The organism is Mesorhizobium sp. M1322 (assembly GCF_040318085.1).
In the GTDB taxonomy this organism is placed as follows: Bacteria; Pseudomonadota; Alphaproteobacteria; order Rhizobiales; family Rhizobiaceae; genus Mesorhizobium.
In genome coordinates this window covers 74,829-97,233 of sequence record NZ_JAMYLP010000010.1, presented here as the reverse complement: position 1 = coordinate 97,233, position 22,405 = coordinate 74,829, and the positions used below count along the sequence as shown (strand labels likewise).

At 58.1% G+C, this 22,405-nt stretch carries 22 protein-coding genes and 2 pseudogenes; 18 read left to right on the top strand and 6 right to left on the bottom strand.

Features of this window, described 5'->3' with window-relative positions; all coding sequences use genetic code 11:
• The first annotated feature begins 185 nt into the window (after positions 1-185).
• Positions 186-1,337 (top strand): glycosyltransferase, encoded by a 1,152-nt coding sequence (locus NKH12_RS06440; RefSeq protein ID WP_352952365.1) that lies wholly within the window; start codon positions 186-188, stop codon positions 1,335-1,337.
• Between the two features lie 376 nt (positions 1,338-1,713).
• On the opposite strand, the gene NKH12_RS06435 is transcribed toward NKH12_RS06440, so the two are convergent.
• Complete coding sequence (locus tag NKH12_RS06435) at positions 1,714-3,081, bottom strand: exopolysaccharide biosynthesis polyprenyl glycosylphosphotransferase (RefSeq protein ID WP_352952364.1); 1,368 nt, start codon at positions 3,079-3,081, stop codon at positions 1,714-1,716.
• A 391-nt stretch (positions 3,082-3,472) separates the two neighbouring features.
• On the opposite strand from NKH12_RS06435, the gene NKH12_RS06430 reads away from it, so the two are divergent.
• From NKH12_RS06430 to NKH12_RS06400, 8 genes and pseudogenes are all read left to right on the top strand, one after another.
• The gene (locus NKH12_RS06430; RefSeq protein WP_352952363.1) at positions 3,473-4,195 is read left to right on the top strand and encodes a Crp/Fnr family transcriptional regulator; all 723 of its coding nucleotides are present in this window, start codon (positions 3,473-3,475) and stop codon (positions 4,193-4,195) included.
• A gap of 5 nt (positions 4,196-4,200) precedes the next feature.
• Positions 4,201-4,416 (top strand): annotated as a pseudogene (locus NKH12_RS06425) (hypothetical protein); the annotation flags it as partial.
• A 245-nt stretch (positions 4,417-4,661) separates the two neighbouring features.
• The gene (locus NKH12_RS06420) at positions 4,662-6,008 is read left to right on the top strand and encodes an SGNH/GDSL hydrolase family protein (protein WP_352952362.1); all 1,347 of its coding nucleotides are present in this window, start codon (positions 4,662-4,664) and stop codon (positions 6,006-6,008) included.
• A 200-nt stretch (positions 6,009-6,208) separates the two neighbouring features.
• Positions 6,209-6,364, top strand: a pseudogene (locus NKH12_RS30560) (RES family NAD+ phosphorylase); the annotation flags it as partial.
• Positions 6,365-6,455: 91 nt separating this feature from the next.
• Positions 6,456-7,847 (top strand): endo-1,3-1,4-beta-glycanase EglC, encoded by a 1,392-nt coding sequence (eglC, locus tag NKH12_RS06415; protein WP_352952361.1) that lies wholly within the window; start codon positions 6,456-6,458, stop codon positions 7,845-7,847.
• Positions 7,848-7,952: 105 nt separating this feature from the next.
• On the top strand, positions 7,953-9,695 hold the full coding sequence (locus NKH12_RS06410) for a type I secretion system permease/ATPase (RefSeq protein WP_352952360.1): 1,743 nt from the start codon (positions 7,953-7,955) through the stop codon (positions 9,693-9,695).
• Positions 9,695-11,005, top strand: coding sequence for an HlyD family type I secretion periplasmic adaptor subunit (locus tag NKH12_RS06405; RefSeq protein ID WP_352952359.1), 1,311 nt, complete (start codon positions 9,695-9,697; stop codon positions 11,003-11,005). The genes NKH12_RS06410 and NKH12_RS06405 overlap by 1 nt, the downstream gene beginning before the upstream one ends.
• 557 nt (positions 11,006-11,562) lie before the next feature.
• Positions 11,563-12,087: a metallophosphoesterase family protein gene (locus NKH12_RS06400; protein ID WP_352952358.1), complete on the top strand. Its 525-nt coding sequence runs from the start codon at positions 11,563-11,565 to the stop codon at positions 12,085-12,087.
• Between the two features lie 28 nt (positions 12,088-12,115).
• On the opposite strand, the gene NKH12_RS06395 is transcribed toward NKH12_RS06400, so the two are convergent.
• The gene (locus tag NKH12_RS06395; protein WP_352952357.1) at positions 12,116-13,144 is read right to left on the bottom strand and encodes a ribonuclease Z; all 1,029 of its coding nucleotides are present in this window, start codon (positions 13,142-13,144) and stop codon (positions 12,116-12,118) included.
• A 266-nt stretch (positions 13,145-13,410) separates the two neighbouring features.
• Here NKH12_RS06395 and NKH12_RS06390 point away from each other — a divergent pair, with 266 nt between their 5' ends.
• The 6 genes from NKH12_RS06390 (at position 13,411) to NKH12_RS06365 (ending at position 17,538) form a co-directional block, all read left to right on the top strand.
• Complete coding sequence (locus NKH12_RS06390; RefSeq protein WP_352952356.1) at positions 13,411-14,565, top strand: DUF3182 family protein; 1,155 nt, start codon at positions 13,411-13,413, stop codon at positions 14,563-14,565.
• 155 nt (positions 14,566-14,720) lie between these two features.
• Complete coding sequence (locus tag NKH12_RS06385) at positions 14,721-15,134, top strand: SpoIIAA family protein (protein ID WP_352952355.1); 414 nt, start codon at positions 14,721-14,723, stop codon at positions 15,132-15,134.
• Positions 15,135-15,153: 19 nt separating this feature from the next.
• The gene (locus NKH12_RS06380) at positions 15,154-15,528 is read left to right on the top strand and encodes a hypothetical protein (protein ID WP_352952354.1); all 375 of its coding nucleotides are present in this window, start codon (positions 15,154-15,156) and stop codon (positions 15,526-15,528) included.
• A 151-nt stretch (positions 15,529-15,679) separates the two neighbouring features.
• Complete coding sequence (locus tag NKH12_RS06375; RefSeq protein WP_095486378.1) at positions 15,680-15,898, top strand: hypothetical protein; 219 nt, start codon at positions 15,680-15,682, stop codon at positions 15,896-15,898.
• A gap of 221 nt (positions 15,899-16,119) precedes the next feature.
• Positions 16,120-16,647 carry a YciE/YciF ferroxidase family protein gene (locus tag NKH12_RS06370; protein WP_352952353.1) on the top strand — a complete coding sequence of 176 codons (528 nt, stop codon included), beginning with the start codon at positions 16,120-16,122 and terminating at the stop codon, positions 16,645-16,647.
• 258 nt (positions 16,648-16,905) lie between these two features.
• A complete protein-coding gene (locus NKH12_RS06365; RefSeq protein WP_352952352.1) occupies positions 16,906-17,538 on the top strand; it encodes a LysE family translocator in 633 nt (210 codons plus the stop codon).
• A gap of 82 nt (positions 17,539-17,620) precedes the next feature.
• Here NKH12_RS06365 and NKH12_RS06360 read toward each other — a convergent pair whose 3' ends face one another.
• Complete coding sequence (locus NKH12_RS06360) at positions 17,621-17,938, bottom strand: hypothetical protein (RefSeq protein WP_352952351.1); 318 nt, start codon at positions 17,936-17,938, stop codon at positions 17,621-17,623.
• Positions 17,939-18,041: 103 nt separating this feature from the next.
• On the opposite strand from NKH12_RS06360, the gene NKH12_RS06355 reads away from it, so the two are divergent.
• The 3 genes from NKH12_RS06355 (at position 18,042) to NKH12_RS06345 (ending at position 19,805) form a co-directional block, all read left to right on the top strand.
• The gene (locus NKH12_RS06355; protein WP_352952350.1) at positions 18,042-18,206 is read left to right on the top strand and encodes a hypothetical protein; all 165 of its coding nucleotides are present in this window, start codon (positions 18,042-18,044) and stop codon (positions 18,204-18,206) included.
• An 84-nt stretch (positions 18,207-18,290) separates the two neighbouring features.
• A complete protein-coding gene (locus NKH12_RS06350) occupies positions 18,291-18,785 on the top strand; it encodes a hypothetical protein (RefSeq protein WP_352952349.1) in 495 nt (164 codons plus the stop codon).
• 456 nt (positions 18,786-19,241) lie between these two features.
• Positions 19,242-19,805, top strand: a complete 564-nt coding sequence (locus NKH12_RS06345) for a sigma-70 family RNA polymerase sigma factor (protein WP_352952348.1) — start codon at positions 19,242-19,244, stop codon at positions 19,803-19,805.
• On the opposite strand, the gene NKH12_RS06340 is transcribed toward NKH12_RS06345, so the two are convergent.
• The 3 genes from NKH12_RS06340 to NKH12_RS06330 all read right to left on the bottom strand — a co-directional run bounded on the left by NKH12_RS06340 (position 19,806) and on the right by NKH12_RS06330 (position 22,398).
• A complete protein-coding gene (locus NKH12_RS06340; protein WP_352952347.1) occupies positions 19,806-19,988 on the bottom strand; it encodes a hypothetical protein in 183 nt (60 codons plus the stop codon).
• Between the two features lie 452 nt (positions 19,989-20,440).
• Positions 20,441-21,346 carry a class I SAM-dependent methyltransferase gene (locus NKH12_RS06335; protein ID WP_352952346.1) on the bottom strand — a complete coding sequence of 302 codons (906 nt, stop codon included), beginning with the start codon at positions 21,344-21,346 and terminating at the stop codon, positions 20,441-20,443.
• A 62-nt stretch (positions 21,347-21,408) separates the two neighbouring features.
• Positions 21,409-22,398 carry a GNAT family N-acetyltransferase gene (locus NKH12_RS06330; protein ID WP_352952345.1) on the bottom strand — a complete coding sequence of 330 codons (990 nt, stop codon included), beginning with the start codon at positions 22,396-22,398 and terminating at the stop codon, positions 21,409-21,411.
• Positions 22,399-22,405: the final 7 nt, after the last annotated feature.

Genomic DNA, 22,405 nt, shown 5'->3' with positions numbered 1-22,405 from the left:
AGGGCGACGCTCGATTTTGGTGAGGCAACCGGAGAGTGGTACTATCGCAACCCATGGAGCCACCGGGGCGGAGGGCGCTTTTGTCGTTCGACTTGGGTGCGTCTGCCCAGCCCGTGGTCTCCGAACTTGCGGCTCTGAGGCGAAGAACCAGACCGGCCGCGACGCGTGAAAAATAGGCTTTGTGGATGCGGCTTCTCTATATACATTCTGCGCACGTCCCGGCGCCGGCCGCCAATGCGGTACAAGTCGCAAAGATGTGCCATGCATTTTGGGTTGCCGGAGCGGAGGTCCTGCTAGCGCTTCCACGCGCCTCCATGAATGCACGGGATCATTATGAGAAGATCGCGGTCGAATACGGATTCGGTACCGAGTTCCCATTCCGAGTTCTCCCTGTACCCTTTTGGCCTATGCCTGGCCGGGAGCTTTTTTTTGCTGTGTTGGCGCTTCTTGCTGCGGTCTGGCTGCGGCCGCATGTCGTCTTTACACGCTCGGCTACTGTAGCGCTTGTTTCTGCCGGACTTTTCGGGTTCACGACCGTTTTTGAACTTCACGACCCGATTGGCAGTTTGAGCAGACGTCAGCGTCAGCGCCTTGCCAAACTGATAGGCCTAGAGGCATTCCGTATGCTGGTCGTCACGTCGCAACGTCTGCGGGACGACAGCCTCCGCCTCTTTCCTCAACATGCGGGAAAATTTCTCATCGCGCCCAATGGCGCGGATCCTGTTCCGCCGAATGTCGAGCCATGCAGCCTCAGCGGCACGTTCAAGGTTGGTTATGTCGGACATCTTTATAAGGGAAAAGGCATGGAGATAATAAGCGCCATTGCGCCTCGATGCGGCTGGGCGACATTTCACATCGTCGGGGGAACATCAGGCGATATAGAGTATTGGACATCGAAGCTGGCCAAATGCCCGAACATAGTGTTTCACGGCTACGTTCCTCACGCCGCGACATCTGCCTACTTGGCCGAAATGGACGTTGTACTCGCGCCCTATCTTAGAGATGTAGAGGGGCAGGGCGGCGGTCGAAATATCGCTGAGGGAATGTCGCCGCTCAAGCTCTTCGAATATATGGCGCATGGCAGACCCATAGTGTCCTCCGACCTGTCAGTTATACGAGAAGTTTTGTGGGATAGCGTCAACAGCATTCTGGTGTCGCCAGACAACCCGTCCGACTGGGTCAAAGCTCTTCAGCGCCTGCGCGCAAACAAGGCGCTTCGGGATCAGATTGGTCAGCAGGCGAAGGCAGACTTTCTGGCCAGGTACAGCCGCATCGCACGCGCAACCAACATTCTAGAGGAAATCAAGAGCCGGATGCCGTCGAGCGGAAGCTCGTAGGACTGCACAATTTCTCTTGTTGAGGGCGGCTGCGCCGCCAGCAGGCCTGCTTTCCGTTCGCCACAATGAGCCCGTGGTCCGTCCTGAACCGTTAAATGGCAAGATCCGACTCCCCCGGCTTTTTCTGAGGTTCCGTCATGTGTTGCTCCGACCATCTCCCCGCGTTGCGTTGATTTTCGCGTTTGAGCTAAATTTAGCCTGCGAGAGGCGCCACTGTCCGGCGACTGAACGGGTGCGAACCCGATTGTGAGGCTCGATGTAATGTGCTCTCTGGCGGCGGGATCGCCCGAAGCATCAGAATCAAAATTATCCGATAAATCGGTCGGAGGATCGACTACTTATCTCCATTTAGCTTCCTGAGAAGCTGCTATATACATCAATAGACATTACGATCCGAAAAGATCAGTAGAGCAGTTTTCCACATTATCTTAATGTCGAGAATCATGTTCCAGGATTTTATATACCAGAGGTCGTGCTCAACGCGTTTTTCCATCCTCCAGAGTTCCTTCGTTTCCCCTCGAAAGCCATTGATCTGAGCCCAGCCTGTCAAACCGGGTTTTACATGATGACGATAAGCATAGCTCGCAATGATCACACTATAGGTATCGTCATGAGCGATGGCGTGAGGTCGGGGCCCAACCAGGGACATCTCCCCCCGAAGCACGTTGAATAATTGCGGCAGCTCGTCGATGTTTGACCGGCGTAATATTCGGCCAAGTCGGGTAACCCGCGCATCATTACGCTGAGCCTGGCGAATTTGTGTACCGTTCTCCTGCACCGTCATCGATCGGAATTTGTAAATATTGAACGGCTTACCACCAAAACCTCGTCGCACCTGCCGAAACAGCACAGGGCGACCGTTCTCGAGCGCTATGGCACATGCGACCAAGGCCATCAACGGACTCAGGAACAGCAGTAGCAGGGATGCAACAACAATGTCGAACAACCGCTTGAGCAGGCGTTCGGCAGGCCTCAACGGCATACGCTGGACTTCGAAGGCTCGCTGCCAGCCGGTGTGCAGCGGGCATCCAGCGAGAATTCTATCTATGTAGGCGTCGGCGAAAAGATAGATCGGCAGCGGGAGGCGGGACATTTCCTCCAAGATGCGTTCGATCAACTTCCGCTGATCCCAAGAGCAAAAGAGATAAACTGCCCCATACGAGCCATTACGGAACGCAGCCTGTGCAGCTGCGACGGCGGCATGCACCGATCGTGCTGCGATCGTGCCATCATAGTTATCGATGTTTGAAACACCACAAACCGCGATGCCCTGTTGCCCAAGCTTGTTGATTATCCCCTGTTCGTTTCCAGGAACGCCAGAGTAAAACAGATAAACTGTGCGCAACACGAGTTTCTCAGCCGCCAGGAGCCGTTTCAGCCCACGCGCTAGAACCGCGTGGCCTGGCAGCAGGATTGGGAATCCGACCGCAAACGCCAGCGTCAGGGAGCCGCGCGAGAACGTCGACGTCGTCTTCGTGAGAAAGGCGAGCCAGAGAATTGAAAAGAAAACAAACAGCCAGCCGCTGAAAAGTGTTTTGATCCTGCAGTGATCGTCCAGGATGCCACTAACCGTGTAGGCGCCCCTGGCGGTCATGAATGCGACCAGCAATAGGCCGGCGGTAACACTTAGGCAGATCGAATCCCAGATATCTGGCGGCCTCACGCCGAAGGCCCTATGGTAGAGCTCAATCGACGCAAGAAGTATTGTCTGTCCAAGGAGGAAATCAGCAGTTGCGAGAAACACGCAAACTGCTCCCACGGGGAGCCGTAGCGGCTCTACGCTCCGCTTCCAGAGCGCACGCGACGCGTCGGTTGGTGCATGCCGCATGAGGCGACCCCCCGAATCCTGTTGCATCCCTTCTCCTCTATGAGTCATGGCACACGCCATCACATAAGGAGGGGGGTTATCCCAACGGCTTCCAGTCGGTTAGATTTGATTTAAATGTCTCAGAGACATGCCGCTGTTACCCCGGGCACAGACGAGTCGCTATTTTATCGCATCCTAATGTGTTAATATTTTCTGCCTTAACGCGTCTGCGCGAGAACGGACCGGAAATCGGACTCGTTCAAAGAGGTAGTCAAGGCAACGCTTTAGGGGACCGGGGCGCTTACCCTATCAGGGAGGGAGAGGAGCCATGGCAGAAAATGGCGCTGAGGTTCGGGTCAAACAGCTGAACAAAATACGCTTATTTCGGCAATTTGGGCAAGATACTCTTAGCGAGATGGCGAAAGCAGCCATCCTAAGGAGGGTTCCAAAGAATAAAGTCTTAACTCACCTTGGGGACGTACCGCGTTATATCTACTACGTAATTCACGGAAAGGTTCGTCTTAGTGTTCCCCTCTCAGACGGCCGAGAATTCATCTTTTCCGATCTTGGTCCCGGTGACACTTTCGACCTGACTAGATTGTTCATCGCGCGACACAGTAACATGAACGCTGCGTCAGTCGTGGACAGCGACTTGCTCCAAATCGAAGCAGCTTTCATGGCTAGTGTCTTCGACAAGCACCCAGATCTCGCACTGAAGGTGATCCCGTACTTATGCCAAGCAACGCACGATGCGCAAGAGCGAGTGATCCACGGTGCGTCCAGTGCCCTATCCATTCGATTGGCGAGCACGCTCTTGCGATTGACTGAGCTCCCGCACAGCACGGTTACCGTGAATGGAGCTCAAAGCATCCACATTTCGCAGACCGACCTCGCGGCAATGATCCCGGCGTCTCGAGCGAAAGTGAACCGTTGCCTGAGAGAGTGGGAACGGCGGTATCTGACCCAATACGACCGCGGCTCGCTGACAATTCTCAATCGCACCGCATTAGAGTCTGTTGCTCTTGGCTACTCGCGTTTGGTCGTTCAATGATGCCTTGGTGGGATGCAAAGGGCGATTGGGATAAGGCGCACGAGCGCGCGCAGATGCGCGACGATACGGCGGGTATGCGCGTGCACGCCTACCTGCATCGCAAGGAAGGCGATCAATCGAATGCGGAATATTGATATCGTCGCTGCGACGCCGCGCCGTCGATCTTGACGCTTGATGAGGAATGGCAAGAGTTAGAGCGTGCACTTTTGGGGCAAAGCTAACGCCTTCCGCAAGCCAGATTTGGTTCTGGGTGGCCTTCACTCGAACCGCAGTACGCGGTCACGCTCGAACAGGCCTGCGCATTCCGCCGCTCGCCGGAAACAGGGCGGGCGGCATCCCTCTGCCACAGTCGGACATCTTGCTCCTGGCGCTGGTCCAGGATCGCAACGGAAGTTCAATTTCATTTCCTGTTCAGCCCGTCATAATTAGGCCGGCGGCGGCATTACCAGCATGTCTCGAGGAGGAGATGAAAGTGCAGCTCAATAGGTGTTTTAGCTTTGCAGGTAAGGTTTCATCGGCGCTTTCTCCCGCAGCAGGGAGGAAATGGCGTCTGCGCCAAACTATCCTGATATGTGCAGCTGTTGCGGCCGGCTCCGCGACCGCTGGTTTCGGCGCACAATGCGCCGAAAAGGGAGCCTGGATCACCACCTGGGCTGCCACACCTGCTCCGCGCTGGTCGGATGATCTTCCTGCGCCTTTCGGAGTGCCGGAGGTATTGGAGAATCAGACCGTCCGCCAGGTTGCCCGCATCAGCGTTGGCGGCAATACCGTCCGGGTCGTCCTATCGAATGCTTTCGGCGCTAGGCCGCTGACTGTTGGTGCCGGCAGCGTAGGAATAGCAGGCAAGGACGGCGTCGATCAGGCGACCCTGAAGCCCATCACCTGGGGCGGCAAGAGTTCTGTGGTCATTCCGCCGGGAGCCCCGATCCTCAGCGATCCCGTCGCCCTCCCGGCAGAAGCGCTTTCCGAAATCTCGGTCAGCATCTTCCTGCCGAAGAAGACGGCGCTCTCGTCGGTGCATTGGGATGGTGTGCAAACCGCCTACATCTCCGGCCCGGGCAATTTCACGAACGACGCGGCGTTCAAGGCTGACAGCACACTCAAATCGCGCCTTTTTCTGAGCGATATATGGGTCGACGCCGCACCGGAATCCCAGGCGATAGTGTTTTTCGGCGATTCCATCACGGATGGAAATTGCTCGACCCCCGATGCCAATAATCGCTGGCCAGACCATATCGCCAAGCGATTGCAGGAGGCTAACCGCAAGGTCGCGGTGGTTAACGAAGCTTTTTCGGGCAATCGCGTGTTGACCGACGGTATGGGTGTCAATGCTCTCGCACGTTTCGATTCTGACGTCATGAGCCATCCCAATGTCTCGACGGTCGTCGTAATGATGGGCATCAACGATATCGGCTGGCCCGGAGAAAAAGCAATCACGCCGGAAGACAAGGAACCGACCGCCGAAGACATTATCACCGGATATAAACAGCTCATCGACCGCGCGCATGCCCATGGCGTGCGCATTGTCGGCGCGACGTTGACCCCTTTCGCCGACACCTTCAAAGGGCTTCCCACGGAAGGTTACTACACACCCGAGAAGGAAAAGATACGCGTCGCTGTGAACGAATGGATCCGCACCGGCGGCGGCTTTGACGGCGTGATCGACTTCGACAAGGTGATGGAAGACCCGGCCAAGCCGGGATATCTGCGCGACGACTACGACTGCGGCGATAACCTCCATCCCAATGACGCGGGATACAAGGCGATGGCGGATGCGGTCGATCTCGACCTCCTATTGGGTCCAGCTAAATAGGTCGCTGGCGCTGCTGACCTTGCCGCGTTGCTCAGAGCAGCGCGGCATGGTCGGTTCGAGCATGCTTCAAGTGAGCCCGTGCCGGACAACCTGGCGTACGATCGGTGGGAACATCTCCTGACCGATAAGCTCCGGTGTTCGTATTTTTCCAAGAGCGGGCTGAGGACGGCCGCATCCTCTCCGTGATGAGAATCGCTTCAGCGTCATGGTCCATCTATGACCGACCTCAAGGCATTGCTGGTATTCTGGTTCCGAATTTTGCTCCTGGTGCCGAAACGGAGAATTGCAACCTGGTGCTTTGGGACTGGGGTCCGGATTTCCCCCACAGGTCCCACGACGTGTTAGGCTTTTGGTAACTCTCCTAGGTCGAAAGCCAATACGTACTGGCTCCTTTTGCCTCGATATATGGTAGGGCTGCTATCGAGGCTACAAGGAGAAAAGACCGGGATGGCCACGGTACTGAACGCCAAGGGCGTTCCACTTCCCTACAGCGGGTCCTCCGTAAAGTGGTATTCGGCGACGAATTCCGGCCCAGCACTGTATGGCAGCACGTACAACGACTCTATGTATGGCGACGCTAACGTAACCGTCACAATGCGTGGCGGCAAGGGCGATGACATCTACTATCTGTATGCCTCGAAAAACAAAGCGGTCGAGCTGTCCGGCGGGGGGGTGGACACCATCTCGACCTGGATGAGCTATAAGCTCCCAACGAATTTCGAGAACCTGACGGTCACCGGCGACAAACGCTATGCTTTCGGAAACGAACTGAACAACATCATCACCGGGGGCTCCGGCCAACAGACGCTCGACGGCTTAAGCGGCGATGACGTTTTGAAGGGCGGATCGGGGGCGGATATTTTCGTCGTGAACCCCGGCAACGGCAGCGATCTGATCCTGGACTTTGGCGCGACGGATACCGTTCGCGTCGGGAGCTACGGCTTCACCTCCTTCGAGGAGGTGCGCGCCAACATGGTGCAGTCGGGAGCGAACGTCCGACTCAATCTGTCCGACAGCGAGTTTCTCATCTTCGCCAACAAGACCGTCGGCGACTTCACCGCAAGCCAGTTCAAGCTGGCCGTGGACAGGTCGGCTCTGGAACTCACCTTTTCGGACGAGTTCGACACGCTGGACCTGTGGAATGGTTCGAGCGGCACCTGGGACTCGAATTTCTGGTGGGGGGCCGCAAACGGCAGCTCGCTCACGGGCAACAACGAGCTTCAATGGTATATTGATACCAACTACGCCCCGACAAGTTCCGTCAATCCGTTCAGCGTTGAGGACGGTGTTCTCACGATTACCGCCGCCCGGGCGCCTGAGGCGATCCGGCCCTACATAAACAATTACCAATACACATCAGGTTTGCTGACGACTTACGAATCCTTCGCGCAGACCTACGGCTATTTCGAAATTCGGGCCGACATGCCCGAAAAACAAGGTGTATGGCCGGCCTTCTGGCTTCTCCCGGCGGACGGCTCCTGGCCACCGGAACTGGACGTCGTCGAGATGGTCGGTCAGGATCCAAACAAGCTTATTTTGACAGGCCACTCGAACGCGACGGGGACTCATACAACGTTATCCTCTACCGCCTATGTCGCGGATACCGCAGGGTTCCACACATACGGGGTGCTGTGGACAGAAGACGAGCTCGTCTGGTATTTCGACGACGTCGAAGTTGCCCGTGCCGCAACGCCTGCCGACATGCACGAGCCAATGTATATGCTGGTCGATCTGGCGGTTGGCGGTATCGCGGGAACGCCTGCCGACGGGCTTGCGACACCTGCAGAAATGCAGATCGACTACATCCATGCCTATGCGTTGAACGATTGGATTATCTAGACATAACACCTGACGGTGGGCTCGGCACAGACACGTTCGTCATCATGCCTGATTTCGGGCGCGGTCATTGCAGCCTGAGACTGAACCAGGATTGATGTGAAGGCGATGTCGCATCCCCATCCATCCGAGCCGCGAACGACCCTCGCAGCGGTTCTGGCTTCCTTCCGGCGAGCGTTGGCCGGAATTGCGTTGATGAGCGGCGTCGTCAATGTTCTGGCGCTGACCGGCTCGTTCTTCATGCTGCAGGTCTATGATCGCGTCATACCTGGCCGCAGCGTGCCGACGCTCGTCGGGCTCGCCGTGTTTGCCGGCACGCTCTTTGTTTTTCAGGGCGCTCTTGAGCTCATCCGGTCGCGTTTGCTAGTGCGCATCGGGATGGCGTTGGACGCGCGCTTGAGCGGACAGGTCTATGCCGCCCTCATGCGTTTGCCGTTGCGCACCAAGCTCGCAGGCGACGGCCTTCAATCGTTGCGCGATCTTGATCAGGTGCGTTCGTTTATGTCGAGCGCCGGTCCGACCGCGCTTTTCGACCTGCCCTGGATGCCGCTCTACCTCGCAATCTGCTTCCTGTTCCATTTCTGGATCGGCATGACGGCGCTGGCCGGCGTGGTCATTCTCTTCAGCCTGACATTGCTTGCCGAAATTCGCACGAGAGAGCCCGCCAGAAAGGCAAACAGTCAAGCGGCGGCGCGCAATACACTTGCCGAAGCGACACGTCGCAATGTCGAGGTTCTGCAGGCCATGGGCTTTGGATCGCGCATCGCCGAGCGCTGGTCCGGGATCAATGCTGACTATCTCGACACCAATGCAACAGCGAGCGACCTTGCTGGGACCCTCGGAACGATCTCGAAGATCCTGCGCATGATGCTGCAATCGGGTATCCTGGCGATCGGCGCGTATCTCGTCATCCATCAGGAAGCGACCGGCGGCATCATGATCGCCAGTTCGATCATGATGAGCCGGGCGCTCGCACCGATTGAACTGGCTATCGCGCACTGGAGGGGTTTCGTCACCGCGCGCCAGGCCTGGGCGCGGCTGACACAGCTTTTGGCCCTGCTGCCCGAAACTGCGACAAGTGTCTCGCTGCCTGCGCCGAGATCTGCTCTTTCGGTCGAAAGTATCAGTGTCACGCCGCCGGGGGAGCGTCGTATGGTCGTGCAGGACGCCACCTTTGCATTGGAAAAGGGCGTCGGCCTCGGCATTGTCGGGCCGAGCGCTTCCGGCAAGTCATCGCTCGTGCGCGCGATTGCCGGCATATGGCTCCCAGTTCGCGGAACCGTCAGGCTTGATGGCGCAACGCTCGACCAGTGGTCGCCGGAAGAGCTGGGCAACCATGTCGGCTATTTGCCTCAGGATGTGCAACTGTTCGATGGCACCATTGCCGAGAATATCGCGCGCTTCGAACCGCAAGCGCCCTCGGACAAGATACTGGCGGCTGCGCGCGCGGCCGGCGTTCATGATCTCGTCATCCACCTGCCGGAAGGCTACGAGACGCGGATCGGCGAGGCCGGATCGTCGCTTTCGGCGGGCCAGAGGCAGCGGGTTGCGCTTGCCCGGGCTCTCTACGGCGACCCGTTTCTTGTTGTTCTCGACGAGCCTAATTCCAACCTCGATGCGGAAGGCGAGGCCGCGTTGACGGAAGCAATTCAAGGTGTTCGCGCGCGAGGCGGTATTGCCATTGTGGTCGCGCACCGGCCGAGCGCGCTGGCCAGTCTGGATCGGGTTCTTGTTATGGCGAACGGCCGTATCCAGGCCTTTGGCCCGAAGAATGAGATCTTGAACAAGATAACTCGCCCAGCAGGCGTTCCCTTGAAGGTCGTTTCCGGACTTGAAGAGACGGCATCCTGATGGCGCAACGCACGACATTCGCGGCGGATCGCACCATTCGACGCTATCTGCTTGGCGGTGTCGCAACCTGCATCCTGCTGGTTGGCGGGGCGGGGAGTTTGGCTGCCGTCACCGAGCTTTCCGGAGCCGTTATCGCTTCGGGAAAATTGGTCGTCGATTCCAGTGTCAAGAAAGTACAGCATCCAACCGGTGGCGTGGTCGGCCAAATCTTCGTCCGGGAAGGCGATGCCGTGCAATCGGGCAAGGTGTTGATCCGCCTCGATGAGACGATCACCCGGGCCAATTTGGCGATCGTCACGAAGAGCCTGGACGAATTCGAGGCGCGCCTGGCTCGCCTTGAGGCTGAGCGCGACGGCAAAGGAAGCATCATCTTTCCAGCTTCGCTTGTGTCACGGCAGAGTGTCCCTGAGGTTGGTCGGGCGATGGCCGGCGAGCAATCTCTGTTCGAGTTTCGCCGACAGGCACGCGCCGGTCAGAAGGCTCAGTTGGAGGAGCGCATTGCGCAGCTTGCCGAAGAAGTTTCCGGCTTGACCGAGCAAAGAGATGCCAAAAGCCAGGAAATCAAGTTGATCGGATTTGAGCTTGAAGGCATGCGCAGACTTTGGCAGCGCAAGCTGGTTTCAATCGATCGCATTACTGCGCTTGAACGCGATGCCGTGCGGCTTAAAGGTGAGCACGGGCAACTGACTGCATCGATTGCGCAGGCGAAGGGTCGTGTCGCGGAAACCCGGTTGCAGATCATTCAGATCGACCAGGATTTGCGCAGCGAGGTGGCGAGCGAGCTGCGAGACGTCCAGGCAAAGATCTCTGAATTCGTCGAACGCAAGGTTTCGGCCGAAGATCAGCTCAAGCGGATCGATATACGCAGTCCGCAGACCGGCGTCGTTCATCAGCTCGGCGTGCACACGGTCGGCGGAGTTATTTCTCCGGGAGAGCTCATCATGCTGATTGTCCCGGTGACAGACGATCTGACTGTCGAGGCGCGCGTGGCTCCGCAAGACATCGATCAATTGACGCCAGGGCAAAGCGCGACCTTGCGGCTGTCGGCATTCAATCAGCAAACAACGCCGGAACTGAACGGTGCCGTCAGCAAGATTTCCGCCGACCTCAATCTCGATGAGAAAACAGGCGCCGGCTTTTATACCGTGCATGTTGTTTTGCCGCGCGCAGAGCTTACCAGGCTCAAAGGCCTGACCTTGGCGCCTGGAATGCCTGTCGAGGTGTTCTTTTCGACCGGCAGCCGCACCATGCTGTCCTATCTCGTGAAACCTTTGGCGGACCAAGTCCAACGGGCATTCAGGGAAGAATAGGCCGCGTCTTCGGGCGAGCCGACGAGCTGAACTCCGGAACAACGACGCGATTTTGCCGTTTCGCCTGAAACTGGAAGCGATCCACATGTCCGGGTTGACGAATGAAGAGATCGAGGGGCGGCTGAATGCCCAGCGAGAGACCCTGGCGCTGGTCGTCGCGCTGCTAGCCGTGTCTGATCGTTTTCGCCACCTCAAATGTTAATTGCTGCCGGACTTGCCACTAATGCATGTCGCGCAAAATTGTGCAGCGGTTTTGCGATAACGACATGCATAAAAACGACAACGCTAAAGCGCGTCGCATGAGGCCGGTCAAACTCGACGCGCTTTAGCCTGTCCATGCTAGACTAGATTTTTGCGATCTCACCCACTTCGCGCAGTTTGGGATGATGCGAGGTGATGCCACGAAGGTCCTTGATGGAAGTTCCAAGCCTCTGCCAAACACAAGCAGAGGTGGCCAGAGCGTGATGGCGCGCTATCTCATCCCGCTCCAGGCTCGATGCTGCATGCGGAGGATCGGGCTCGTTGGTCTATATCGCCCGCAAAGGCTGTGAACGACCATGATCTATTTCACGGCCGACACACATTTCAGCGATCCCCGCACCCTGCGGATCGATCGTCGCCCGTTCGGCTCGCTGGCAGAACACGATCGAACGCTGATTTCGCTGTGGAACGAAACCGTCAACCCAGACGACGAGATCTGGCATCTCGGCGATTTTGCGAGGGGATCGGCCGAATTCGTTGCATTGCTCCTGTCGTCTCTTCATGGCCAGAAGCATTTGATTATCGGCAACAACGATGGCGCAGCGACCGTCGGCGCCGCAGGTTGGGCCAGCACTCAACATTATAAGGAGCTGACGATAGACGGCAGGTTGCTGGTCCTTTGCCATTATCCTTTTCGCACCTGGAATCAGATCGGCAAAAAATCGATCGATCTGCATGGCCATTCCCATGGCAGGCTGACCCCGGTTCCGCGCCAGTACGACACGGGCGTCGACAGCTGGGATTTTCGCCCGGTCACCCTTTCCGCCATCCTTGCGAGCCGACGGCGACGAACGGTCCGCCGGGATCTTCAACGTGCGTGATCGAAAACGCCGCCGTCCCGGCTCTTGCTTAAACGCTGGTGTTCATCGTCCCGGGTTGAGAAGGGCTTCCGACGCCTAGATTTGCCGCGAACTCTGCATGTAGTTTGTCCTCGTGTCCGAGATAACGGGCCGAAAAGTGCATCGGCACGGCATGTTCAACACCTGCAAGCCTGGCGATAGTGCCGGCTTCGGCTGCCGTGAGATGCCGCTTCGCTGCGGCCAGCTCGCGATCTTCCTGCAGGAAGCCCGCCTCGATAAACAACTGGCTCGCGTCGTGCGCAAGCGCAACCACACGCGCAAGATTTGCCTCATTGAAGGCGAGATCGGTCGCATAGACAATCCTCTGTCCGGGACCGGTTCTCAGGGCTCCGGCACCAATCAGTTCGCCGACCGAGATATGCCGATTCGCGGTTGGGGCCAGCGTCGTTTCCGGATCGGCTCCGCGCCGGACCGCACGCTTGGCTTCGCTTAGCCAAGGTCCGACGCGCAAACCCAGTGCTTCCAGTTGCGGTTTTTGCACATTGACCCGGATCTTTTCCTGAAACGCGTATGCAAGGCATGGAATGCCGTGGTCAAGCATTGCTGCTTCGACACGGAAATCGGGATCGTCGAGCAGTACATTTCCCTCGGCTGCGGTCGAGGCCGTGTCTTGCCGAGCGAAGCCCGACCGCGCCCGAAACAGGCGGGAATGATGAAATCCGGCCGGCGTCCAGTCGCAGGCAACTATCATGAAGTCGTGGGACTCTTCGTCGAGGAGATTCCACGTGTATGCGTTGAGCTTGGCTTGCACCGCCTCGGTCAGCCCAGGCGGGCCGAAAAAATGCACTGTTTTGTTCCTGTATAGAAATAACCGCAGGAGCCGGTCGAAGCCGGCGAAGTGGTCCATGTGCATGTGTGATACGAATACGTGGCTGACGCGCAGGATCTCACGCGGCGAAAGTGGTGACAGATCACCAATGTCGAAGAGCATCGCCCGGTTGCCAAATTGGAAATCCAGAAGAAGCCCCGCATCCGAGAAGGGGTCGTTAACCAGGCGCGGCTGAACCAGCAACGTCACCGAATTCATCCGATACTGTTTTCGAATTTCGCCACTAGGCGCTCACCTTCAGACACGATCTGAACCTGACGTCTATCCCCTAATCGCGCGCTCCGGGTAGCGGTTCCCGACGGATATCGTTCGAAAAGGGCGCAAAAGACGGCGAGCCGGCCAAGCCAGGCTGAACGTTTCTGCCTTCTTGCGCGTTCTCTTGGGGTCCGAGCGAGTAGCGGGCCACAACATCGGTAACCCGCAGCCATAACGAAGTATCACCAAGGACGAGCGAGATGACCGAGCACAGAGGCACTCAGCCGAGCGAGGCAAAAGGGACCGTGATCGCATTCTCCGCGCCGGGCTGCGAGCCCCTCTACGCTCACGAACGGGAAGCCATGGCTGCCGTTGCCCGCACGATTGCGGGCCTCAAGGGATTTGCCTTCCGGCAGGGCCTAGGCAACAGCGGCGGCAATGGCGGGTGCTTGTATTTCGTGCCTGACGACAGCTTGCTTGCCACTGATGCGGCACGGCTGGGTATCAACGGGCCGCAAGACCTCTTCGGCGGCGTGGTGCCTTGGCGCTTCGCAATGACCAAGGCGATAACCCATGAACTGGTGGACGGCTTGGCCGAGCGACCGAAAGAATGGTCAACCGGCTTCGGCAGAACTGTCAGCGCAGCAGTATTGCCTGGCTACACCGTGTTTTCGCGGCACGATGCGCTGCGAGCAGCGCAACGTCTGCTGAGCCTCGGGCCGGCCCGAATTAAACCACCGCTTTCTTCGCGAGGCCAAGACCAGCACATCGTTCGCACGGTCGCTGACGTCGAGAGACTGCTCGAGCGATACAACTCCCCTGACTTGGACGAGTGCGGTCTGGTGCTCGAGGCGGACCTTCGCGACATCGTCACGCTAAGTGTTGGCAGAACGGAGATCGACGAAATAATGGTCGCCTACTACGGCACTCAAAGGACGGCGACCGATAATGCGGGACAATCCGTTTATGGCGGATCCGATCTCATTGTAGTGCGCGGCGGATGGGAAGCTCTCGAAGATCTTCAGCTTCCTCGCGCACTAGCTTTGGCAACGGCGCAGGCGAGGGCCTATGACGCGGCGATGGCTGAATACCCTGGGTTTTTCGCCTCGCGGCGCAATTACGATATCGGCCAGGGCGTCGATTCGTCGGGTACCTGGCGATCCGGTGTGCTCGAAGCCAGCTGGCGCATTGGCGGCAGCAGTACTGCCGAGCTTGCGGCAATAAAAATTATGAAGCAGGACCCGGCCATCCAACTCGTCCGTGCGTCCGCAGTCAAGGAATTCGGCAAGACCAGCCGGCTACCAGTGAACGCGGACGTTCACTTTCAAGGAGAAGACCCCGATGAGGGGCCGGTTACGCGCTATACGGTCGTCACACATGCGACCCGGGAGCCGCCAAGGAAAGCGGCCGATTAACGTCTTATGCTCGGTGCGATCGTCTTGCACTGTTGGATTTGCCCTGCGCCGTCGATGGTCGCTGCACAACTCTGTGCCATTTGCGCCCGGCTTATGAGCGTCAAATTAGGATCGCAAAACGCTTAGGACCAGGGAACATCCGTGGGCGGCTTGAGTTGTTCGGCATAACCCTGAAACCCCATTTGAAGGAGGAAAAAGTGATCGAGGTAATTTCTGCTCCTGAGAATGTCGCCGCATTTCGCGTTGCCGGTACCGTCACGGCGGAGGACTACGATAAAGTCATCCCGGCCATCGAAGAGAAACTGAGCGAACATCAAGAGATCGGCATCCTGGCCGACCTTACGGAGTTGGAGGACATGACGGGCGCCGCGTTGCGCCGCGATCTGCAGTACGGCTTGAGCAAACTTGGCGAATTCCACCGCTTCCAGCGTGCCGCAGTAGTGTCCGAAAAACAGTGGATCAAGGCAGCTACGGAGATGACGGGCGCGCTTTTCCCGCAGATCGAAACACGGGTGTTCCCGGCGGACGAAAGGACCGAGGCTCTGGAGTGGGTAGCACGTATTCAATAGCGGTATCTAGGGAGCGGCCATGCCAACCATCTACAACAAACGACAGGATTCGGAGGGCTTGTGGGAAGTCTATGACGAGGAGAGCGAGGAAGCCGTCATCGTTGACGGTTTGCCGCTTTCCGGCCTGGATGAAATCGAAGCCGACGAAGCCATCAGAAAACTCAAGCGGGGTGAGGTGACTTCCGACAACATTCCGCCGACGGCTCAGTCTGGGTGGCCTCCTAGACGGGATATGAAGGGTTCAAGCGGTCTTGAACCTCCGTCGTCTCGACCAGAGAGCGGACCGATTCAGCGGTGCAAAACCGCGAACCACGTAAGCTGTTGTCCAGAACCGCACTGGCAGCAATTGCAATTATCTGCGCGCAAACCTTGCTGCGTTCTTCATCGGCTTTGAATATTCGGCCCCTGACGAAGGCGCGCTCGTGATTCCCGGATCGCAACAATCGCCGTGATGCCCTATCGTTGTACATTTCTGACCGAACTCGTCAGACCAGCGCTAGCGAGGTTGCAGGGGCCACATTTCCGGTGCATTCTCGCCATCGTCCATGACCAAACAATATCTCAACCACCAGTTGGAGTGCCCTTATTGCCTGACGATAAGGCTGAGGATTCCGGCCGACGCCGGTCCTGACGACCGGATCTTTTGCGACGACTGCGGCGAATTCCTGGGTACATGGGACGATCTGCTTACCGATTTTGAGAGGCAGGGCGGGCAGGATGGAGTGTTCCGTCTCGACAAGGGCCGTATCAGGCGGATCGATTGAACCGATTGCTCGGCGCGGGCCTACCGGGGGCGGGTCCGAAAGGCGAGCGGCGCTGCGCCTCCGCTCGCCAGCGTACCCCTTTGCAGCACCTGACTATGCGAACCCAGGGCGTCGGAAAATTTCCAGCGGCTCGAATCTCAGGGAACTTGTTGCCGGCCGGCGGGGTTATCGGACGCCTTCCTAGTTAGGGAAGCTAGCTCCAACCCCAGCGGGAGACGATCATGCCAACTGCGAAGAAAGCCGCGAAAGCGACAACCAAGGGTCTTGAGGACCTGTTCCTCGACGGGCTCAAAGATCTTTACTACGCCGAAAAGAAAATACTGAGGGCCCTGCCGAAAATGGCGAAGGGTGCGGAGTCGGAAAAAGTGACTGCTGCCTTCGAAAAGCATCGTATGGAAACGGAAGCTCACGTCGACCGTCTCGAGGAAGTGTTCGAGAAGTTTGGCAAGGCAGCACGCGGCAAGACCTGTCCGGCGATCGACGGCATCATTGAAGAAGGCTCGGAGATCCTCGAAGAATATGAAGGTGCTCCTGCGCTCGATGCCGGACTGGTCGCAGCGGCGCAAGCCGTCGAGCATTACGAGATCGCCCGGTACGGAACTCTTATCGCCTGGGCAGAACAGATGGGAAAGGCCGATGTTGCCGCCCTTCTCAAAGCGACGCTCAAGGAAGAGGTCGCGACCGACGAAGCCCTGACGGGGCTAGGCGAGGGTGGTGTCAACCAACGCGCCCTTCAAGCGGCCGCATAATTCCTTATGCCGCCGGCTTGCGGAGCCCCGGCAAGGGATCGCCAGGGGCTCCGCTCCGAGAATGCAGATGTCGGGCCATTCGAGTCTTTCAACCGGCCTTACTGACTTGGCAATTGCAGGAAATTCGCCTGTAATACCAAGTCAGTCGACAAATCAAGCGCAGTGGACCGCTGGGACTTAATTGCCTGGAATTGGAATCTTCAAAGACACCAAGCGGTTCAAAGACACTGCGCAAATATTAGGCTAAAGAGCAGGATCATGGATCCCGTGTTGTGGGTAGCTTTCCTGGGGACAGTTATCTTCATGCAGGCACCGCCCGGTCCCGATAGCCTGCTTGTGACGGCACGCGCTATCTCTCACGGGCGCAGCACGGCGTTTTTCACGGTGCTGGGCATGACTGTGGGGGCGGGTCTTGTTCAATTGCCTCTCCTCGCATTAGGCGTGTCTTCATTGGTCGCGGCCTCGCCGCTGGCATTCAATCTGCTCCGATGGTCTGGCGCCGCTTATCTGTGTTGGCTCGGATTAAGCCTGTTACGCTCTCCAGCCACGGAAGTTGCCGTCGAAGAGCATGGACATCTTCGTCCGCTGGTTGCTGCACGAGAAGGAATGATCGCCAATCTCTTAAATCCCTGGCCCATCACGTTCATGGTTGCGTTCCTTCCGCAATTCATTGACCCGGATCGAGGATCGGTGACGCTGCAATTGCTGTTGCTGGGTGGCACGCAAAAGGTAACAGGCGTGTTGGTGCTAGGCGCGTACGCGCTCGCGTCCGGTACGCTTGGCGAATGGATGAAGCAACCAAAGATACTACTCTGGCAGCAGCGCATCGCCGGCTGTTTCATCATTGGCCTTGGCATTCGCATGGCCGTGAGTGGCGGAGCGGCCCGTTGAGATAGCCGACCCCACGCGGCTATCGCGTCCCTTCCCCACAGTCGCTAACCAAAAGGCGGGCCGCCGCCCGCCTTCCCATGGTTCAGTTCTGTGTCGACTCGCCGCCGAGCTTTTTGACATTGCTGCAGAATTCAGGGTGGGTGTTGGCAGCGTTCGCGTTTGCCATCTCCTCATTGCAGACTTTTGTCATTGCCATGCGGTCCTCGTCCGTCAGCGCTTTCCAAGCTGCCGTGAACTCGTCGTCGGACCGCAGGGTCTTCATGCTGGAGTCCGTGTAGAACGGCTCCATCTTTGCGGGGTCATCCAAGGCAGACGTGCCTGTGTCGGCGCCTGCCGCAAGAGAAACGCCGCTTACCATAGAAAGCGCTATCGCGCCTAGACAGATCATCTTGTAGTTCATAGCAAGACCCTTTTCCATCGTTTTAAAGATCGCTGATGAAAACGACCTACTGGCAAACGGCGTGTTTCATAAAAGGTTCCTTTCTCACCTTCTGGCAGGGCGCTTGATCGGCGCTTTCTACAATCGGGATGTCCATCGTGTTCATCTAACTCTGGCCGCCGCCATTATCGCGACCTGGTCGGCGACGGCCTTTGAGGCGGTCAAGCATGAGCTGAATTCCGGACATGACGCAATTTGCCGTCACGCCTTGGAAGCGGCGGCCCGCTGAACAAGAGCTATGCATCGGTGCCGGATGAATGGAACATCTGCCGATAATGGCCGTTGATATGCTCATCAGGCGAAAGGGCTGCATATGTCAAAACTTCACGCGGTACCTCCAGAGCATTTGCAGCGGCTCAAGCTCGAAGCGTCTGCGTATTTTGGTCCGAAGGTGCTCCACGAAGCATTATTGCGTCTTTGCCATGCCTGCGGAAGCGATAGCCTTGACCGGTTCGAGAAGGCCATGGTCGATCAGATCGAAGCAATGCATCATGAGAGGGCCGATTTCGAGACAATGAAGGAATTTGCCATCGAACAGCTTTACGCCTGCGTTCGAGAGGTCAGTTGTTCGCCGAAAATGAAACAGCCGCTGGAGGAAGCGGAAACCCGAAGGACATCTGGTCGGTCGGAAGAGCCGAAAACCTTGGAAGACCAGTTGCAGGCCGGACTTGAGGATTCCTTTCCCGCGAGCGACCCGCCGGCCGTGGTGTCCACAGCGATCTCCGGCGGGGCGAAAAAGCTGGTCGGGACTGACGAAGTCCTGAAAAAGCAGCGAGAGGAAGCGGCTAAGAACAACGACCGGTCATAGGTGCCTCCGCAGCGAAAGGGATGCTTCCGCCCACTTGGTTGCCGCGGCTCCGGTAACCGTGCGAACAGATGGCCTGCATGCACCGGCGTCGGAGCTTGCCGCCTCTCGCGCCCACAGCCGGCAGGACAATTGCTCAGCCGTCTCTTTTTATTCCAGCCTTATCAGCCTTCGTCCGCATCGGCACCTGCCTTGGCCAGAAGCGGCTCGGCTTGCGACGTGAAACCGATGAAAGGGCGGGACATTTCCCTTGGCTGCTCCGATCAAGCGGGCGGGAATTCGCCGCAACAGGAGCCCAGCCGCAAAACGCACGGCTTGCGCGTATTTCGCCCATCCGAGATTTTCTAGCGACTTATTTCGATGTCCGGAACGATCCAAACCTTCATGCATTTAGCTAGGTCTGCGTTCATCAACTCTTTCTTGCTGGGAGCTGGACCATTGTCCTCCAGGGGCTACCCCTTGGCCAACCAGGAAACGGATGAAGTTTCCATCGTTGACCTGATACCTGCCTTGCGAGCCTTCGCCCGCACCTTCTGCCGTGTTCCTGACGACGCCGATGACCTGGTTCAGGAGACGTTGACTAAAGGACTCGCCAACATCGATAAGTTCGAACCCGGAACGCGTATGAAGTCGTGGCTCTTCACCATCATGCGCAATACGTACTATACGCGCATCAAGGCCGCCGACAGGGAAAAACCAGGCCTGCTTGACTGCGCCTCCGCAATCCCGATTACGGAGGCGACGCAGGAGTGGTCCGTTCAGAGCAAAGAAGTCTCTAACGCAGTCCAGAGGCTGCCCGAACATCAGCGCGAGGTGCTGATGCTGATCGGGGTTCTTGGCGTCAGCTATGAAGAAACTGCCGAAATATGCGGTTGCGCGGTGGGAACGGTAAAGAGCCGGCTGAACCGAGCGCGCGCCAGCGTGCTGGAATACCTCGGCGAAAGTTCGTTGCAGACATTGGTGGAGAGACGCAATCACCTCTCCGAAGCACAGGGGAACCTCGCAGTCGACAGGCGTCGATAGCTAGTCTTCTTTCTTTGCGTTGCACCGACGCTTCTCGACAAGCGCGCTCTGCAATTGAACCGCAAGATCAGTCAGCCGGTCGGGGACCTTTTCCTGCTCGATAGCAGTCAGCAGAGATGCAATCTTCCGGTCTATTGCCAGCCGGAGTTGCGGGCTGATGGTATCGTCGCTCGAGCGAGACATAGTGTTCTCTTAATGAATTGATCCCTTCACCAGTGTGGTGACACCAATAAGAGTTTGCAAGGATTGCCGCGCCGTCCTCACAACCAGCGCCGTCCCTTGCACAGCATTGTTTCGAAGCCGCTGGTCTCGTCGGGAAAGCCTATGCTTTCCCCTCGGTTCCTTCGGGCAATATTCCCGGGTGCGCTCGACAACTCGACTTCCGCGACCTCAGCTGGCCACTGGTCATGATTGGCGTCTGCGGTTGCAGCAGTCAGTCTTAAGAGAGCCGATCTGCAGCGTGATACTGATCGGAATTGATCCGATTGCCATCGAGCCGGCGTCGCTCGGTATCCTTGACCTTGTGCTTTGGCCAACCGGTCATCACGCCGGCGCCAGAGCCTTTACCCTGGCGGCAGAGATGATGTCTATCTTGCCGCCGGATGCCATCTAGTCCTCCTTCGGATTGTGGGCACTCACAGGTGCCTTTTCTCTTTGAGGCCCGAACAATTATTGGGCCGTAATGTTCCGTCGGATGCCATAAGAAGAAAGGCATTGCCATCCCACAGGCGGAACGGCTTCTCGCCGTCAACCACGACTTGCATGCCGTGGGCTTCGGCGAGGCGGTGAACATCAGCACGATCCAACGCCGGCGATCCGCGATAGGAGTAGTTCAGAAGTGCTGCCATGCCTGACGTTTTCAGAACACGCGCAATTTCCTTGAAATGCCGCTCCGCCAGGCCAGCCAGCACCAGATAGGGGAAACTGTCGACAGCCAGCACGCAATCGAAGCTTGCGTTGCTGAAATCGGCAAGATCGAGACCAGAGGTCAGTCGCAGCTCCACATTGCGCAGCCCGGCACATCGCCGGCGAGCGACCGAAATCATCTCTAGGGATATGTCGATGCCGACGATCCGGTGCGCTGCATCGGAGAGCGCGCTTTCGAAACGCCCGATGCCGCAACCAATGTCCAGTATGTCCTGGCCGGCGCCGGTGAAGCCTTGCCTTCCCAACCATACGACGATATCGTCGGTGGCGGCGGTGAGTCTCTCCTCGTCTCCTAACGAAGACAGCTGAACGCTCGCCGCCAAGGAAATCATCGCCGCGGCATCGAAGCCGGAGGCCAGCCGCCGGACGACCGCGGCATCCGTTTCCTCCTCATTACGCTCATGGCGAACGGCCGCACCTGTTTCGCGCAGCATGGCAAAGATATCAGGCCTGTGATGAAGCAGCTCGGCAATCCGCTCCAGCCTGTCTCGGTTGCGAAGATCGGCTGAACACATATCCAGCGCCACTTCGGCCAGTTCTGCGGCATCGATCCCCGTCTCGAAGCGAAGCGCCAGCCGGGCAATGATAGCTTCGACGCAGGCATTGTCGGCCATGCACTCCTCGACCACCATTCTTGCTGTCGACGCCTGTGACGATGGTTTTCGTCCAGTCGTGCTCATTGAGCCATGCTCCGCGTCCAGACCTTTCGCATTGTCCATTGGTCGACCGCGCCCCAGCCATATTTGTAGGTCTCCTGGCCGCGCAGGAAGTCGAACTCCCGCGCCCCTTCACGAGCCGCCTCGGCAATCGCGTGACCGATCAGGATTGCGCCGGGGCTTTCCTCGGCATAGGCCGGATCAAAACCGCCAAGATAGGCGTAGGCGCGGTGGCGATGGTGAAATCCGTAATAGGCGCCGACGACCGCATCATCGATAGCAACAAGCCAGCAGCGGACAAGGCCCTGTGCGGCAAGCAGGGGAAGCGCCTGCCGATGGAATTCTTCTGCAGCCGGATCGGCCAGAACGCCATCGCCACGCCCGGCCCAACGCGCCCCGTGAAGGCGGACCAGGTGGCCGAAAAATGCTTTCAGATCGGCTTGCGCCGGCATAATAGAGACGCAGCCGCGCCCGCTTGCGGCTCTATGTGCGCGGCGCAATTGGCGTCTTCGCCGCGCCGGAACGCAGACCGCAAGCGCATCGTCACCGGCGATCGGGAGCACGGGACAAGCGGCGTGATTGGCAAGTTGACCCGCCTCCAGCGCAGGGTGCGTAATAGTGAGACCCGCGGCACCCGCCGGTAAGTCCAGCAAAATCCACTGCGACCAATTGATCGCAATGACCCGGTCGGCGATGGCGGCCCCAACAGCCGCTTCGATGCCGGGGAAACACAGGACATCCAGATAGTCGCTCAACGAAATCCCGACCGGAAGCAGTTTCGAACCGGAAGTTGTGTATTCCAGGTAAAGCGGCGCCAATCCCACCAGATCGTCGCCACGCCAGACAGCGATCGTCGCCAGTTCTCCGGGCGCGAATGTGCGCCACCACGGCACGAGCCAGGCGGGGCATTGAAACGGCGTCGCCGTCCGGCTGTGCGCCCAGAGCTCCCGCCAGCGCGGCGCCAGGGCCTCAAGGGCGGCCGGATCGTCGATGATTTCGGAGCGGAGCATGAAAACC